The sequence below is a fragment of the Dyadobacter sp. 3J3 genome, from assembly GCF_009801115.1.
Classification (GTDB): Bacteria; Bacteroidota; Bacteroidia; order Cytophagales; family Spirosomataceae; genus Dyadobacter.
This window is the reverse complement of sequence record NZ_VTOL01000016.1, coordinates 1-16590: the sequence shown is the minus strand read 5'-3', so window position 1 is coordinate 16590 and position 16590 is coordinate 1. Positions and strand designations below refer to the sequence as shown.

The 16590-nt window shown below is 40.4% G+C and carries 10 protein-coding genes; 8 read left to right on the top strand and 2 right to left on the bottom strand.

Annotation, left to right across the window (positions count from 1 at the left end):
- Window positions 1-398 precede the first annotated feature (398 nt).
- From FZF08_RS26430 to FZF08_RS26420, 3 genes are all read left to right on the top strand, one after another.
- A complete protein-coding gene (locus FZF08_RS26430; RefSeq protein ID WP_159476035.1) occupies window positions 399-788 on the top strand; it encodes a hypothetical protein in 390 nt (129 codons plus the stop codon).
- A gap of 246 nt (window positions 789-1034) precedes the next feature.
- Complete coding sequence (locus tag FZF08_RS26425; RefSeq protein ID WP_159476032.1) at window positions 1035-1958, top strand: S1C family serine protease; 924 nt, start codon at window positions 1035-1037, stop codon at window positions 1956-1958.
- A 355-nt stretch (window positions 1959-2313) separates the two neighbouring features.
- Window positions 2314-2880: a cupin domain-containing protein gene (locus FZF08_RS26420; protein WP_159476029.1), complete on the top strand. Its 567-nt coding sequence runs from the start codon at window positions 2314-2316 to the stop codon at window positions 2878-2880.
- A gap of 107 nt (window positions 2881-2987) precedes the next feature.
- Here FZF08_RS26420 and FZF08_RS26415 read toward each other — a convergent pair whose 3' ends face one another.
- Together FZF08_RS26415 and FZF08_RS26410 are read right to left on the bottom strand one after the other, a co-directional pair.
- Window positions 2988-4880, bottom strand: a complete 1893-nt coding sequence (locus FZF08_RS26415) for a CocE/NonD family hydrolase (RefSeq protein WP_159476026.1) — start codon at window positions 4878-4880, stop codon at window positions 2988-2990.
- A 150-nt stretch (window positions 4881-5030) separates the two neighbouring features.
- Window positions 5031-7676 carry a c-type cytochrome gene (locus FZF08_RS26410; RefSeq protein WP_159476023.1) on the bottom strand — a complete coding sequence of 882 codons (2646 nt, stop codon included), beginning with the start codon at window positions 7674-7676 and terminating at the stop codon, window positions 5031-5033.
- 462 nt (window positions 7677-8138) lie between these two features.
- On the opposite strand from FZF08_RS26410, the gene rbsK reads away from it, so the two are divergent.
- The 5 genes from rbsK (at window position 8139) to FZF08_RS26385 (ending at window position 16470) form a co-directional block, all read left to right on the top strand.
- Window positions 8139-9035, top strand: coding sequence for a ribokinase (rbsK, locus tag FZF08_RS26405; protein ID WP_159476020.1), 897 nt, complete (start codon window positions 8139-8141; stop codon window positions 9033-9035).
- 2 nt (window positions 9036-9037) lie between these two features.
- Window positions 9038-9976: a nucleoside hydrolase gene (locus FZF08_RS26400; protein ID WP_159476017.1), complete on the top strand. Its 939-nt coding sequence runs from the start codon at window positions 9038-9040 to the stop codon at window positions 9974-9976.
- A gap of 182 nt (window positions 9977-10158) precedes the next feature.
- Window positions 10159-12447, top strand: a complete 2289-nt coding sequence (locus FZF08_RS26395; protein ID WP_159476014.1) for an NADP-dependent malic enzyme — start codon at window positions 10159-10161, stop codon at window positions 12445-12447.
- A gap of 238 nt (window positions 12448-12685) precedes the next feature.
- A complete protein-coding gene (locus FZF08_RS26390; protein ID WP_159476011.1) occupies window positions 12686-14860 on the top strand; it encodes a T9SS type A sorting domain-containing protein in 2175 nt (724 codons plus the stop codon).
- Window positions 14861-15273: 413 nt separating this feature from the next.
- Entirely contained in the window at window positions 15274-16470 is a 1197-nt protein-coding gene (locus FZF08_RS26385) for a DUF885 family protein (RefSeq protein ID WP_159476008.1), read from the top strand.
- The last annotated feature ends 120 nt before the right edge of the window (window positions 16471-16590 follow it).

Genomic DNA, 16590 nt, shown 5'->3' with positions numbered 1-16590 from the left:
TCCCTAGGTGTAAGGATTTATAAATTCACACTTCGGAATTCTTGAACCACCCAATTTTGGTATATGCAATCTCTAGATTAAACCATTACCTGAGTCAAAGTATTTGTATTTCACTAATTTAGTGTTTAAATATGACGAATTCGCTTCCTCAAACCTGACTAACACCTCAATTTAATTGCCTCAAATCACAAATTTTCCAATAATTCTAAATCGTTTTGGTCAATTAATGAAGATTTAATTGCATTTCTATTCTTATTCATAGTATAAAATAAATTTCCTGAAAAAAGTGTTACTTTCTGGCACAATGTTAGTTATATAAATACAACCGTATAAATTTAACATAACTAAGCTGGTTCTTAATCAATTAAGCTGCCGGTAACTACAAAATATAAGTAATCATGATACACGAAAAAATATTTATCCTGGCCGTAGACAGAGAAGCCAAAATTGTTGTCAAAGGCAATGTAGCTAACAACAGCAAACAGATCAATATTGACTTTGAATTTTTAATTAAAGAAAAACACGATAAATATTTCAGGTCACCAATTGGTTTGGAACATCCTAAATACTGGAAGCTACAAAGCCTGACTCCTGAAAAAGCGCAGCTGATGCAGTTAGTTTATAGTGGAGTTTCAAAGAAACAACTTGATATGGCAATCAAAGAATTTAAGCAGTTTTTCGGTCCGGGATATATTTTTAGCAACGGTATCAAAATCGAAGAGAGATTAAAAACTTTAAAAGGAATAAGACTTACTGATATCAACAGACGACTTTTAATGACAGCTTGATTTTTTCGAAAAGACAAATTCATTTCATCGACGGAACTGAAATAAGTCCTTCAAAAGCTACGGCTATTGAAGGACTTATTCATTTATATAGCCTGTATTTAATTGTTTTCAACAACCTTAAACTCATTGTTCGAAAAGTTTCGATATGGCTTTTTGGCATACTAAAAAGGCCAGAATGGACACATTGGCGTAAAAAAAGTTCTGGATAAATTTTTGATGTTCAGGTTTGTACAAAAATTTACCGACATGGACGCATTTTCGAGTATGATCATTGAGGCTGTGGAAAAAACAAAAAACGCAGTCGTAAAAATAGATGTTTTTAAAACGGAGAAAGGAAAACTTCGTCCTGCGGGCTCAGGTTCAGGTTTTATTTTTTCCTCAGACGGTTTAATCTTCACCAATTGCCACGTTGTGGATGGTGCTGAGAAGATCATGGTAAGTTTGCTCAACAATAATGAAATTGAAGCGGAACTAATAGGAAAAGATCCGGATACTGATATTGCCATTCTGAAAATTTACGCGCAAGGCTATTCAGTTGCCAAACTTGGTGATGCCAGTCAATTGCAGATCGGGCAGTTTGTGATAGCAATCGGAAATCCTTTCGGATACCAGCATACCGTAACGACCGGGGTGGTAAGTGCGCTTGGAAGATCATTGCAAACGCAGTCAGGAAGATATGTTGACAATGTAATTCAATCCGATGCTGCATTAAATCCGGGAAATTCTGGCGGGCCTATGATTAATACTGATGGGGAAGTTGTTGGTGTAAATACCGCTGTAATTCAGGGAGCACAGGGATTGAGCTTTTCGGTTGACATAAATACCGCCAAGGAAATCGCCAGACAACTGATTAAGGATGGAAAAGTTTTCAAAGCTTATCTGGGTTTACAATTGCAGGATGTACAGATCAATGAAAAAATCCGGCAGCATTACAAACTTTCGAATCATAAAGGAATTTTCGTTACGCATATTGAAGCCAATTCTCCTGCATCCCGCTCACAATTACTGGAAGGGGATATCATTGTTTCCTTTAATAACAAACCAGTAAGCAGCAGCAACGAACTTTTCAAAGAACTGACTCACCGTGAAGTGCTGTCGATGGTAGATATTTCAGTAATACGACACACGGAGTTGTTAAATTTTATGATTGTTCCTAGCGAAAAAAAATGAAGGTTAAAGGGTTAAACGCAGAGTTAAAAGAGTTTTACGCTGAGTTACACAGAGAAAAAAACTCCTTTAACTCCGCATCTAACTCCCGTTAACACTGCGTTTGAATTTAACCGTTTGATACAGTTTTTACAATTAATTATCGTCCCAACAGAGAAATATAAAGGTTAAACGCAGCGTAATCGGAGTTTCACGCGGAGTTAAATAGAGAAAAAACACTTTTAACCTCGCGTCAAACTCCCGGTAACACTGCGTTTGAATTTAACCGTTGGATAACGGTTTTTTACTATTAATTGCTTGATAAATAATTAATTGATAAATTTCTTTTATGTGGAGTTGTGATCATAAAGTCTCTGTTATGAAAAGAAAAACATTTCTCAAATTATCAATTGGAGCGATTCCGGGTGTAATGTTTAGTCGGCAAGCTTTTGCGGCTGACAGATTAAAAAAGGGGATCAAGGTGGATATCGGGAAAGACAGGTTTGAAAAAAGTATTAGCTTACTTGAAGGTGATACTTTTTTTACGAAAGTATCATCAGAAGATACGAACGGTGATTTGTACATATTTGAATCAACCCGTGTGAAAAAGGGCGGGCCTGCACTTCATCGTCATGATAATCAGGATGAGTGGTGGTATGTCTTATCAGGTGAATTTTTGATCAGGGTAGGAGATGAAACCTTTACGGCAAAGACAGGAGATAGTGTTTTTGGCCCAAGGGGTATCCCTCATGCATTTAGTAAAACCAGCGAAGGTGAGGCGAAATTATTGATGTCATTTCAGCCTGCGGGCAAAATGGAAATGTTTTTTAAGGCTGTGAGTGAAGGTAAGATGGCAAATATGTCGGATCAGGAACAAGACAGTTTCCGCAAATCTCACGGCTTTGAAAGGGTAGGCCCACCCATTGACTACATGAAAAAGCCATAAATTAAACAGGTTAAACGCAGCGTTGAAAGAGTTTTACGCTGAGTTACACAGAGAAAAAAACTCATATAACTCAGCGTCAAACTCGCCAAACCCTGCGTTTAAACAATTTATTTTCGAACTATCGGTAGTACCAATTTGGATTGATATTGGGCGTTGTGTAAAATTTTGTTGTGGGCTACGATACCTTTTGTTTCATCAAAATTATTTCCGCCTGTATTCATATTTCTGTCAAAACGAGGGAAATTACTGCTTGAAATTTCGACCCGCACGCTATGTCCCGGTTCAAAGAAATTGCTGGTTGACATTGGACTTAAAGTCAGCTTGTAAACTTTCCCGTTTTCCATCATCACTTCTTTGTCAAACCCTTCACGATAACGGGCACGCAGAATAGTCTCGTCCAGATTGAAAGCGCGGCCATCCGGATATACATCGATCAGTTTGACTGTAAAGTCCGTATCTTTAGCATCAGAAGAAACGAAAAGAGTTGTTTCAATTGAACCGGTTAATTCCACTCCGTCTTTGAAAGGTTCAGTAGTGTAAACCAGAATATCCTGGCGTGTTTCCATCTGATGCTGATCCCACGAACCTCCCTGAATGGCAGTTCCTGTACAGCAAACATTTCCGCCATAAGAAGGGACTGGGAAAGCCGGATCATAAGCAAATGCATCCGGTTTGTCTTCTTTTCCAGCCGGTTTGGCTGTTAGTTTCCCATCTCCATACAAACTGTTAGCGCTTCCTTTACTCGAAAAATAGTAGGGTGTAGGCTCAACATTTGCCGGCGGCCAGGTTTCAGAATATTGCCATTTGTTGGAACCCATGGTATAGTACTGAACTCGTGGCGTTTTTTTGAGTATATTGTTGTCTTCACCTTTAAGCCAGTAATCAAACCAGCCGTAGATCAATCCGTCATAATCCAGTCGCGCGTCACCTACACTGCGTTCACCTACAACCGTATTTTCTGTCGCGCGTTTGTAAGCACAATGCAAAGTTGGTGAAATGACAAGAAACTGTCCGTCACGCACCGGCTGATCAACTCCGTTTTTTCTGACATGGTTAAAAAGAGCCAGATTCGGCCCTGTCGATACGTCGTACCAGGAAACAAACCAATAGCTTGGTACACCGAAAGGCATATTGTCGTGATATAATCCGCCCTTGTACCATTCCGGATCGTTCGGTTTTCTGACAATCATTTTTTCGTAAGTACCTTTCGGACCGTTCACATTTTGGATAATATCCTGAACCGGCAAATGTTTCAGACCTTGTGCCCAATCCACTTTTGGCATTTCAGGAGCCAAGTCATAAAAACGCGAAATCCGCGTTAGATCTTCACTTGTTGCCGTTTTAGGAAATAATGGTCGAGCCATATTATCGGTTTCCGTACCGTATAGCCATGTTGTAAAAAGCATTTGCTGCGCACCACCGCGATACCAGTTTCCCTGCTCCATAAACGGACCTACTTTTCCGACCCCTGCGCCAAATCCCATCGGAACCATAGCTGCGTGGGAAGGATGATCTAGTGCGGCGACCGCCATTTGCCATTCTGCCGTTGAAGAACATCCAAGCGTACCGATTTTTCCATTGGACCATGGCTGGGCGGTCATCCAGGAAAATGCATCGTAACCGTCTGTTGTTGGCGGCCCTAATATTTCCCAGTTTCCTTCGGAAAAGAATTTTCCACGTTCGTTTTGTACAACATAGGCATATCCACGCTTCACAGCGTCCAGCGCATCCTGATAGGTGCGGGGTTTCAACTCACCATCTCCCCACGCGTTGAAGTTGTAAGGCGTTTTTGAGAAAATGATGGGTACTTTTTTGTCCGTTTTAGGCCGGTAAACATCGGTAGCCAGTCTTACGCCATCACGCATGGGCATCATGATTTTTTGTTCTATAATCGCGATTTCCTGCAATTTTTTAAGAACATCATCCTGGGCAAAAAGTGAGGTTGAAGAGATGGAAAATGTTAAAACAAAACTTAATAATGAAGTAATCTTATTTTTCATAAAATGACGGTTAAGTAATGGGAAGTGATCTTCAAGCTACTAAGTTTTTACGAAAAATTGAATTCGGACGGACAGTTTTTGCATCGACCTAAAAAACAAAAAGCAGATTCGTGAAAATCTGCTTTTTGTCAAACTCAGTTTTAGAATCTTTTATTTTTTCTGCTGAGAAAGGAAAGTAATCAGAGAAGCGAATTCTTCATAGGATAATGCGCTGGCAAGTCCAGTCGGCATCATGGAATCTTCCAGTTCTTTGCGCGAAACAATGTCGGAAGCTTTGATAGTATAAAGTTGACCCGTGATATCACGCATCACAACTTTTGCGGCAGATTCCTGCGTGATGAAACCCATATAAGTTTTACCACCTTTCGTCTCAATCACCACCGAAGCAAATCCCTGTGAGATCGAAGCGTTTGGTTTCAGGATGGATTCAGCAATTTGTTCACGGTTCATTATTGACCCGATTTGTCCCATGAAAGGACCTTTCATCGTTTCACCTTTTGTCAGACTGTGGCAGGCAACGCAACCTTGTCTGGTAAACAAGGTTTTACCCAAAGCAGGATCACCGTTAATTTTTGCCATCGCCAACATCACGTCTTCAATCGAAGATTCGCCAACCTGACCTTTTTTATTTCTTATTTTGTCAAAATCAATTTTTACTTCCTCCTTGGCAACTGCAACTTCTTCACCACCAAATTCTGTAATTTCCATACGGTTTCTGGCGTTCAAATCGGCGTAAAACTGTTTTCCTGCGGCGTCTGCTTTATTCCATTGTTCCGTCAAAATATTTTTGATTTCAGGAGAAGATTCCCAGGTAACAGCTTTGTAATATGGTCCGTGCGAATCCGGACGTGTGCTCCACCACCATGAACCATCATAATCAGCTTCTTTTTTGTAAAGTCTTGCCAAAGTCACCAGAATCTGTTTTTTCAATTCCGGATCGCTTGATTTTTTGTAAGCAGCAATAAGTCCGTCAACCGCTTTTGGGTCGTGCATATAACGCAGTGCCCAAAGTGCAATGGTTGAATTTTCTGTTCCAATTGCTTTCACAGTTGCGTCAACAGCGTTCAATTTTACAAGCGAGCGAACAGCAATGTGGGGCAAAATAATCGGAGAATTGGGAGTCGCATGAGGACCTTCCACATCTTTGGCTGGCGCAACGAAAGAAGCCGGAACTTTCACCGCAAGCAAAGCCTCAGCAGCTTCAATACGTCCCAAACGACCAAGTCCGATAGTAGCTGCAAGCTGAACACGTGGGTTAGCATCTTTCATTCCGGCAAGAAATAATTCGGTCGGAACATTTTTAAGATTTCCTTTACGATCCGTTAAAGCACGTAAAACGTATTCTTTGATATCTTTTTCAGCAGCAAGTTTTACCAGATTTGTAACACCGCTTTCGCCTGCAATTTGTTCGTAAGCATACATTCCTGCAACACGGGTATAAAGGGGCAAGCTTTTGTCAGAGGCAAGTTTCCAGGTAGCTTCGGTGGCTTGTTTCGCAGGACGTGTTATCAATTCCTGCTGAGCATCCAAACGAGCCGTTGCACTTCCTGATTTCAGGATGGTTACCAACTCTTTTATTGATAATTTCTTAACCTCAGGAAATGCTTTGTACTTCCAGTTTTTAGGTACCGCACGAACAACAAACCCTTTGGAAGCACTACCCGAATAACCGGCGCCATCCCAGGCAGCCAAATAAAGACGACCGGAAGCATCCACGTCCAGATCCGTTATTTGTGACAATTTTATAAAATCTTCTTCCTTCTGCGTGTAAGTTGCGCCGTCTGGGGTAACACGATGGATATAAGCCTGGCTTCTTCCCCAGTCGGCCATCATTGGCACGTGGTTGTATTTTGCAGGCCAGGTATCTTCGTCCATATATAAGGAACCCGTTCCCGAACCACCGCCAAGATCGATAAGTGCGGGAATGATTTCGTCTGTATGATGCTGGAAAAGAACCGGATATCCATATTCACCAGACTGTATCTGATTACTGAAACGAATATTCCAGCCACCACCATCATTGGTGTTGTCGCGGGTGAAAATATTCATGAATGGGTCAATGGCAACGTCATAAATGTTGCGCATACCGTGGGTGTAAATTTCCATTTCTGTACCATCCGGGCGCACGCGGACAATTCCACCACCAAGCATCGTCATTTTTTTACCGGAACGGTCAATTGCGTCATGAAAGCCAAAATCACCAACGGCGATATAAATCCAGCCATCAATTCCCATACGAATTCCGTTGGTAGCGTGGTCAGTACCACGGCTTTGCAGGAATTTTGGATTGCTGATATGTTCGATCAATGGTTTTGCCGGACCGTCCGCCACGCCATCTTTATTTTTGTCTTCAAAAACAACAAGATCCATTCCTGTTGCCAGGCCATTTTCTTTGGAAAAAACGGTATGAAGGACATAAACTTTATCACCCATTGCGATGATTCCGCGCGGGTCATCGGCCATGGCGAAAATCGTGTGTTTGTCAACTTTTCCGTCATTGTCACTGTCAACCAGTTTAACAATACTACCTTTTCCCGGATCTTTTCCAAGGGAACCGATCATGTCGACGCCTACAAAAACTTCGCCTGTTGAAGCCACCGCCAAACAGGCGGGACTTGGCGTTAAATCTGGTCCGGCAAAATTGGTGAGCACGAGCTCACTGGGCCAGCTGGATGCATTTGGTAATGAATCGATACGCGTTTGTGGAGTTGTCCGGTTTTCGGAATTCTCATGCAGCGGGTTGTACCAGGCAAACATAAGAAAGGCGGAAAACAGGCTCAAAGTAATTTTTAACATAATGTAACAGGGTATCCGGAATAGTATGAACAGAAAAAGTAAATGCTAATATATAAAGCACCAAGACGCTTTTATTACTTACCAAAACGTCAAAGTTGTGTCTTGAAAACACGTTTTGGCATAACAGTATTTCTGGTCGAAATTAGAAAAGAAATTGTTCCTATTCAACGTAATCGGTGATTTACAATTGAAATGCGGTTACAGACTTGATTATAATCTCTTCAATTTTCAATTGTAAGATCTATTACCAGGATATTAAATTATCCTGTTAAGTTTTAAACGGGAAATGTGTTATGTCCTTGCAAATTAATGATTTATAAGAATTGCATAAATTTTCACATTTTTTTAATTTCTAAAAGACTAGATATCCGAGCCGGATATTTGGCGTAATCAATAACTTAGCTTTTTGGTATTTGAACCAAAAATTTCTTAAAAAGTAGTTCATCAGAAAAATAATAGAATATGTCTGCCAGAATACTTGTTATCGGTAGTTCCAATACCGATATGGTGATTAAAACCGAAGAATTTCCTCAACCCGGGCAAACCGTTTTGGGGCAAACATTTTTAATGAATCCGGGTGGAAAAGGAGCTAACCAGGCCGTCGCAGCAGCTCGTCTTGGTGCTGATGTGCGTTTTGTAGCGAAAGTTGGGAAGGATATTTTTGGCAAGGAAGCGTTGGAAGGTTTTAAAAAAGAGGGTTTAAATACAGATTATATTCTGCAAACCGCTGATTTTCCATCCGGCGTTGCATCTATCATAGTAAATGAAAATGGTGAAAACCAGATCGTCGTGGCATCCGGCGCGAACATGGATTTAAAATCTTCTGATTTATCGGATTCAATTTTTGATCATATCGATCTTGTTTTGCTTCAACTGGAAATCCCGCTTGATACCATTCAATACATTGTAAAGAAATGTAATAAATTGAAAATCAGTGTAATACTTAATCCTGCTCCGGCGGTAAAATTGGATGACAACCTTTTAAGTGGAATTTTCCTTATCACCCCAAATGAAACTGAAACACAGCTTTTGACCGGAATTTTACCGGATACTCTCGAAAATATGAAAAAGGCGGCTCTTTTTTTTCAAAATAAAGGGATCAAAAATGTCATTATTACTTTGGGGAAAAATGGTGTTTATCTTTTCAATAGTGAATTTTCAGAAATCATTCCTGCCGTTACAGTAGTACCAGTGGACACAACCGCAGCCGGCGATATTTTTAATGGTGCCGTAGTAACCGCACTGGCGGAAGGTAAAAACTGGATTGATGCCTGTACATTTGCTTGTAAAGCTTCCGCCATTTCTGTCACCCGGATGGGTGCACAAAGTTCTGCTCCTTATCAAACTGAACTAAACTAAAAATGAAAAAAATACCTGTAATTATAGATTGCGATCCCGGCCTGGATGATGCGCTGATGTTAATGCTGGCTTTTGGAAGTGGCAGATTTGATGTAAAAGCAATAACAACCTCAGCAGGCAACCAGACACAGGATAAAACGCTTTTCAATGCATTGCGTTTGATTTCTTTGATGAATGTGAAAGTGCCGGTATACCGCGGGTGTGAAAAACCATTGCTTCGGGAATTGCTGGTTTCAGATCATGTCCATGGCGAAAGTGGCCTTGACGGTGCCGTTTTTCCTGCTCCTGTTTCAGAAGCTGAAAGTATTTTGGCTGTTGAAGGAATCGCGAATATTCTGAGAGAAAGTGAAGAGAAAATTACAATTGTTCCAACCGGGCCGCTGACTAATATTGCTGCTTTTCTATTGGCGTTCCCTAATTTGAAACACAAGATTGAAAGAATTTCTCTGATGGGTGGCGGGATTTTTCGTGGTAATATGACGCCGCTTGCTGAATTTAATATCTATGCGGATCCGGAAGCAGCAGCCATCGTTTTTGATTCAGGTGTACCGATTACGATGTGCGGATTAGATGTGACGCATAAAGCGATTGTTTTTCAAAAAGATATTGAAACGTTCAGAAGTATTGGAAATAAAACAGGTTTAGCCGCAGCTGGTTTGCTGGAATTCTTTTCCATTTTTTACAGAGAAAACCGTGTTGAACTCGAAGGCGGTGCGGCATTGCACGATCCGTGCGCAATTGCATGGCTGATGAATCCGGAAATGTTTAAGTCAAAACCTTGTTACGTTGCCGTAGAAACTAATGGGAAACTTACCAGCGGCGCTACCGTTGTTGATTATTTCAATGTGCTGCAAAAGGAGCCAAATGTGGAGGTTGTTTATGATATTGATCGTGAACAATACATAGAAATGCTTGCAGTCGCGATCAAAAATCTACCCTGACCGATCGATATTTGAGCAGGTATTTGGTAGATTATTAGTAAAACAATGAATTAGTAACAGGTATTCAATGTAAAGTGTGATACTTTTGTGCTATCAAAAGATTAAACGATTTGTGCAAAAGATTTTCTGATCAAAGGCGGCTGATGCGTACAGCTTATTGAGATGTGAATTGAAATTTAATTATGAAGGAGCAATTAAGAAAAGAGCAGGCACTGGATTATCATGCCAAAGGAAGGCCGGGGAAAATTGAAGTAATTCCTACAAAAGATGCGAAAACCCAGCGGGATTTGTCTCTTGCGTACTCTCCCGGTGTGGCTGAACCGTGCAAGGAAATTTTCAGAGATGTTGAAGAAGTATATAAATACACGGCCAAAGGAAATCTGGTTGGTGTAATTACAAATGGAACTGCGGTACTGGGTCTTGGAAATATCGGGCCTGAAGCAAGTAAACCAGTAATGGAAGGCAAAGGAGTTTTGTTCAAGATATTCTCGGATATTGATGTTTTTGATATTGAAATAAATGAAACAGATCCGGACAAATTTATCCAGATCGTTCTGGCATTGGAACCGACGTTTGGAGGGATCAATCTGGAAGATATTAAAGCGCCGGAATGTTTTTATATTGAAAAACAATTAAGGCAAAAAATGAAAATTCCGGTCATGCATGATGATCAGCATGGTACCGCAATCATCAGTAGTGCTGCATTGCTGAATGCACTGGAATTACAGAAAAAGACAATCGATAAGGCAAAATTCGTTATCAGTGGGGCAGGAGCGGCGGCAATGTCCTGCGTACTTTTGTATACTTCGCTGGGTGCTAAACCTGAAAATTTCATCCTGTTTGATAAAGATGGAGTACTGCATTCTTCAAGAACGGATCTGGGTGAAGACAGAATTCCTTATACCGTTTCCGCGACTTCTGATATGACACTGATTTCTGCGATGAAAAACGCTGATGTGTTTTTAGGATTAAGTGTAGGAAATGTGGTGACGCCGGATATGATTAAAAGCATGGCCGATAATCCAATTGTGTTTGCGATGGCAAATCCGGATCCGGAAATTTCTTACGAAGCCGCAACAGGTGCAAGAAATGACGTGATTATGGCAACGGGGCGAAGTGATTATCCAAATCAGGTTAATAATGTACTTGGATTTCCGTTTATTTTCCGCGGGGCACTGGATGTAAGAGCCACGCAGATTAATGAAGCCATGAAGCTGGCAGCGGTAAAAGCATTGGCCGATCTGGCGAAAAGTGCTGTGCCGGATATCGTGAATCTTGCTTACAATGAAAAAACGATTTCTTTTGGAAAAGACTACATCATTCCAAAACCGCTCGATCCAAGATTATTATCGACTGTTGCGCCGGCGGTAGCACTTGCGGCTATGGAAAGTGGTGTGGCGAAAAAACATATCCTTGACTGGGAAGCATATAAGGAAGAACTGAACCACCGTCTGGGTCTTGACAATCAGTTACTTCGTGTCATTGGAAATAAAGCCCGTCTGGATCCACGCAGACTTGTTTTTGCTGATGCTGACAACTGGAAAGTGTTGAAAGCAGCCCAACTTGTTTATGATGAAAAAGCAGCTTTCCCGATTTTGTTGGGAGAGGAAAGCAAGATCAAATCCCTGGCAATTACGAATGGAATTGATCTGGATGGTATGATAATCATCGATCCTAGAAGTGAAGCGCAGGCAGAAAACAGAAAGAGATATTCAAAACTTTATTTTGACAAACGTCAGCGTAAAGGAATCAATGAATATGAGGCGGAAAAAGCAATGACTGACCGGAATTATTTCGGTTGTATGATGGTTGAAACCGGTGATGCAGACGCGATGATTTCAGGCCTTACCAAAAATTATCCTGACACAATCCGTCCAGCTCTTCAGATTATCGGGACAGAAGATGGCGTGAAAAAGATAGCCGGGATGTACCTCTTAATAACTAAAAAGGGCCCGTTATTCCTGGCAGATACAACTGTTAATTTCAATCCAACCGCAGAAGAGGTGGCAGATATTACGGAGTTGGCAGCGAGGGAAGTTCAAAATTTCAATTTGACTCCACGTATTGCATTACTTAGTTATTCCAACTTTGGAAGCAGTGATTCTCCTGAGGCGAAAATTATGTCAGATGCCAGAAAGCTTATTAAAAAGCGTATGCCGTCTTTGATTGTGGATGGAGAAATGCAGGCAAGTGTTGCCCTCAACCCGAAAAACTTGCAGGATAGTTATCCTTTCAGCGAGTTGGTTGGTCAGGATGTTAACACATTAATATTCCCAAATTTGGCTGCTGGCAATATTGCGTATAACTTAATGAAGGAAGTTGGGAATGCGGATGCCATTGGCCCGATTTTATTAGGCCTGAAAAAGCCAGTTCATGTTCTTCAATTGGGGAGTTCTGTCCGCAGTATTTATAATATGGCACTTGTGGCAGTTATTGATGCTCAAATGAAAAGTAAAGCGAAAGAAATTTAATGTCTCGGGAAGATTTAAATAAATAATTAAATCCTGTCCTATCACCCGTGGGACAGGATTTAATTTTCGGTCAGTTAGTACCGGCTTGCGCAACAAATCATAAGAGTTAATCGTAATTCTATAAAGAAGTAAAGAATACCTTCCTCCGGTTAGTAGTTTTTTATTGCTCTTCACAACGTTTTTTATATACTTTGTGTCGTATTAGTTACACGGTGATTCTATTGATTTTGCACACTGCATGAAATATATCTTAAATTCTTTTTTAAAAAGATCCAGCTTTACAGCCTCCTGCCAAGTAGGAATCTTCCTTATATTTTTACCTTTTTGTGTTAAAGCACAAATTATAATTACTGCACCTCTCGAACGCGCCATTTATCAAAGGGATTTAGATAAATCGGCAAACGTTACGATAAGCGGCAGTTACTCCATAGCCGTCGATAAAATTGAAGTGCATTTTACACCGGTAAATTCCTTGCAAGGAGTGGAAATTCCGTGGAGAACCTTACAAACGAATCCGACCGGCGGCATTTTTAGTGGAGCCGTACGAGTTACCGGAGGCTGGTACAGCATGGAAGTCCGAGGTTCAAAAAATGGGGTAATTATTGGAAATCCTTACAAAATTTCCAAAGTGGGCGTCGGAGAAGTTTTTATAATTTCGGGCCAGTCTAATGCTCAAGGAATTAATTATACCAGTCCGGTAGCAACTGATGAGCGGGTAAATTATATTGATAATAATAATGAAATCAGTAATTCACTCGGTAATCTTCCTCCTCCCTTGTTTACTCAGCTCAACAACAGCAACATCACAATGGGCCTCAGGGGGCACGGAACTTGGTGTTGGGGGATCCTTGGCGATCTTTTAGCTGTAAAATTAAACGTTCCTGTACTTTTTGTAAATACTGCATGGGAAGGTACAGCTATTATGAATTGGAGTAAAAGTAGTCGGAACGAGCCAACATGGGACGTTTTCAGTGGTTTGGTGCAATTTGCACCTCAGATGCCTTATGCAAACGTTAGGCTTTCCATGCAGCATTATGTAAAACAATATGGCGCGAGAGCGATATTATGGATGCAGGGAGAATCGGATACCTTTCCTCTCAATACCAATTTTAATGATTACAAAAATGGCCTTCAGGATTTGATCAATAAGTTGAGCAGTGATATTAATTTTAAAGTTCCATGGGTAATAGCGCGAACTTCAAGAATTGCGAACCAAAATCAGGTATCAATCACAAGTCCGTCCATAATTGCTGCACAGAATGCTGTAATACAGGATCTTCCCGGAATTGCTTATGCTGGTCCTGAAACTGATAATTTATTTGTAAGTCGTGGTGGAGATGGAACTCATTTCCAGGGAGTTGAAGGCACAACGATTCTGGCCAATGCTTGGAATGACGTGTTGAGCACTACTTTTTTCTCAACAGTTGCTCCTGTTTCTGTTTCTGATGAACCAAAAATCACCAGTGCCTGTGCTGCAAATAATACCTCTGTGAATCTGACTTTGCCGGATGGTTATCTAAATTATTTCTGGTATACGGATGTGAATGGAACGCTCAGAGATTTAGGTGGGGGCAGAACCATCAACATTTCAAATCCGGGAACATACATGGCACGCGTAAAGGATGCATTCGGCAATACACTTCGCAGTCAGAAAATGGTTATCAGCTCAACCATTAAGCCTACCGCGCCAACAATTTTGCAGTCCGGCTCGCAACAGGTTTGTGCAGACTCATCTTTTACGTTTTCAATCAATTCAGGAAATGATGAATATTCGTGGTACAAACAAGGGGCAAATGATGTATTACAAAGCGGTTCTTCTCTGACGGTTTCAGAGTCAGGAAATTATTTTGTAAGAAGCCAAAGTGTTTTTGGTTGCGTTTCCGACAATTCGAATGTTTCGGCACTACTGGTTCGCCCTGAACTTCCAACGCCAGTCATCGCCAAATCCGGACCTTTTACAGCGACTGCAACGATTAACGAAACTGGTCTGAACGAGTCATACGACTGGAAAAGAGACGAGCTGATTTTGACAACGTCTACTACGAATAGTGTGAGAACAAATGTAACTGGCACATATTCAGCACGTTATAGGGAAACCTTTGCAATAGGAGCCAACTTACTTACATGTTATTCGCTTTTTTCAAATGATCTTGAAGTAATTACTGAGGGGGAATCGGATATTGTTGTATTCCCAAATCCGGGTGCAAGGGATAATATTTTTGTAGAATCCCGCGACGATATCGCTAATGCAGAAATTACAGTATATGACATTTTGGGGAGGGTAATGACTTTCCAAAAGCAGGATATCAAAAGCCGGGTGAAAATTCCGGTAAGAAACCTTTCATCCGGAAAGTATATTGTCCGTATAAAAGGTGCGGGTGTTGATGTGACCAGACAAATTGTTATTCTTTAATTTATAATAGTCACAGTTCGGCAGATTTTTGGCAATGCGTTGATTGGATGCAGTTTTAGCTTCAATATAATTTTCCTGATATTCTTATCTAAATTTCTCTTCCTGGCAGTTGTTATAAGTAGCTGTTTCTGAGATTTTCTTCATATTATCCGCTGAAATGCTGGCTGATCCCATTTTTTACCCCACATGGTTCAATCACCAGGTCTTAATCCCGAATCACATCACCCTCCAATGATCAGTTTAATTGAGATACATCAGGGGCAGGTTAAAATCGGTTAAAAACTTATTAAATACAAAGGAGAAAATACTGAGGCTAAAGTCTAAATTTGGCGATCTGAACCTGACTGTTTTCGATTCGCAAATTGACTTTAAATTTGATAAGGAAGAAACTTAAACAATCATAAAAACGCTGTATGAAATTATATCTGCAATCATTGAGGCGAAGTGTAAAAATTACAACGCTCCTATTGTCTGTTTTCCTGTTACCATCGTTTTTATATTCAGGATGTAAAAGTTCAACCTCGGAAGACAAAGGTTCTGGATCAGACAAAGCTTTCGAAAATTATTCAGCATCTTTTATCGAAGCGTTATGGAAACAAAATCCGGATTGGGCTACAACGGCGGGTTATCATAAATATGACAGTGTGCTTGTGATTCCGGATGATAAGTCGATCGAATCTTCAATTGTTTTTACAAAAAGCCAGCTTAATTCACTTGCTGCAATTAATCCCAAACAATTATCAGCTGCTAACCAGACTGATTTCTATTTAATACAAAATTTGCTAAAAGAAAGCCAGTGGAATACTGATACGCTAAAATCATATCAATGGGATCCTTCTTCCTATAATGTAAGCGGAACTTTTGCATTTATCCTGACTGAAAATTATGCGCCTCTGAATGAAAGGTTGAGAAGTATAAAAGGAAGACTTGTTAACGTTGCAGAATATTATGAAGCTGCCAAAAATAGTATTTCAAATCCGGTGCCTGAATTGTTAAGTCTTGCAGTCGATCAGAATTTGGGAGGATTGTCTGTATTTGAAAATGATTTGATGGATTCTTTGAAAGTATCAACGCTTGATGCCGCCGAAAAGAAACAGATTAATGAAAGATCCGTAAATGCTGTTGTTGCTATTAAAGATTATGCAAAGTGGCTAAAAGCACTAAAAAGCGACAAGCCTAGAAGTTTCAGGTTAGGAAAAGATCTTTATAAAAGAAAATTTGCTTACAATATTCAATCGGCATATACCGCCGATCAGATTTATGATTCAGCAATAGCCAGGAAAGAAGAGGTTCAATCGAAAATGGCGGTATTGAGCAGACAATTGTGGCCGAAATATTTCGGGACTAAGTCAATGCCGAAAGATTCGCTTGAATTGATTGGACTTATGATCGATACACTTTCCGTGACTCATGTTAAACAGCAAGATTTCCAAAAAGCGATTTCCGACATCATTCCCAGCCTTATTAAATTTATCAATAAAAAGAAACTGATAACCCTTGATCCTAAAAAACCTCTTATAGTTCGTAAAGAACCTGCTTACATGGCCGGTGTTGCAGGGGCTTCAATCAGCGCTCCGGGACCGTATGATAAAACAGGGAATACCTATTAACCTGAGTTCGATTTTAAAATAGAGTAATTTGATTTGTATTACTTGTTTCAAATTTGATGGCAGGCTTTTTGGGAAAGAAACAATAAGCAATCAACCCTGATATCAGGTTGGTTATAAAGT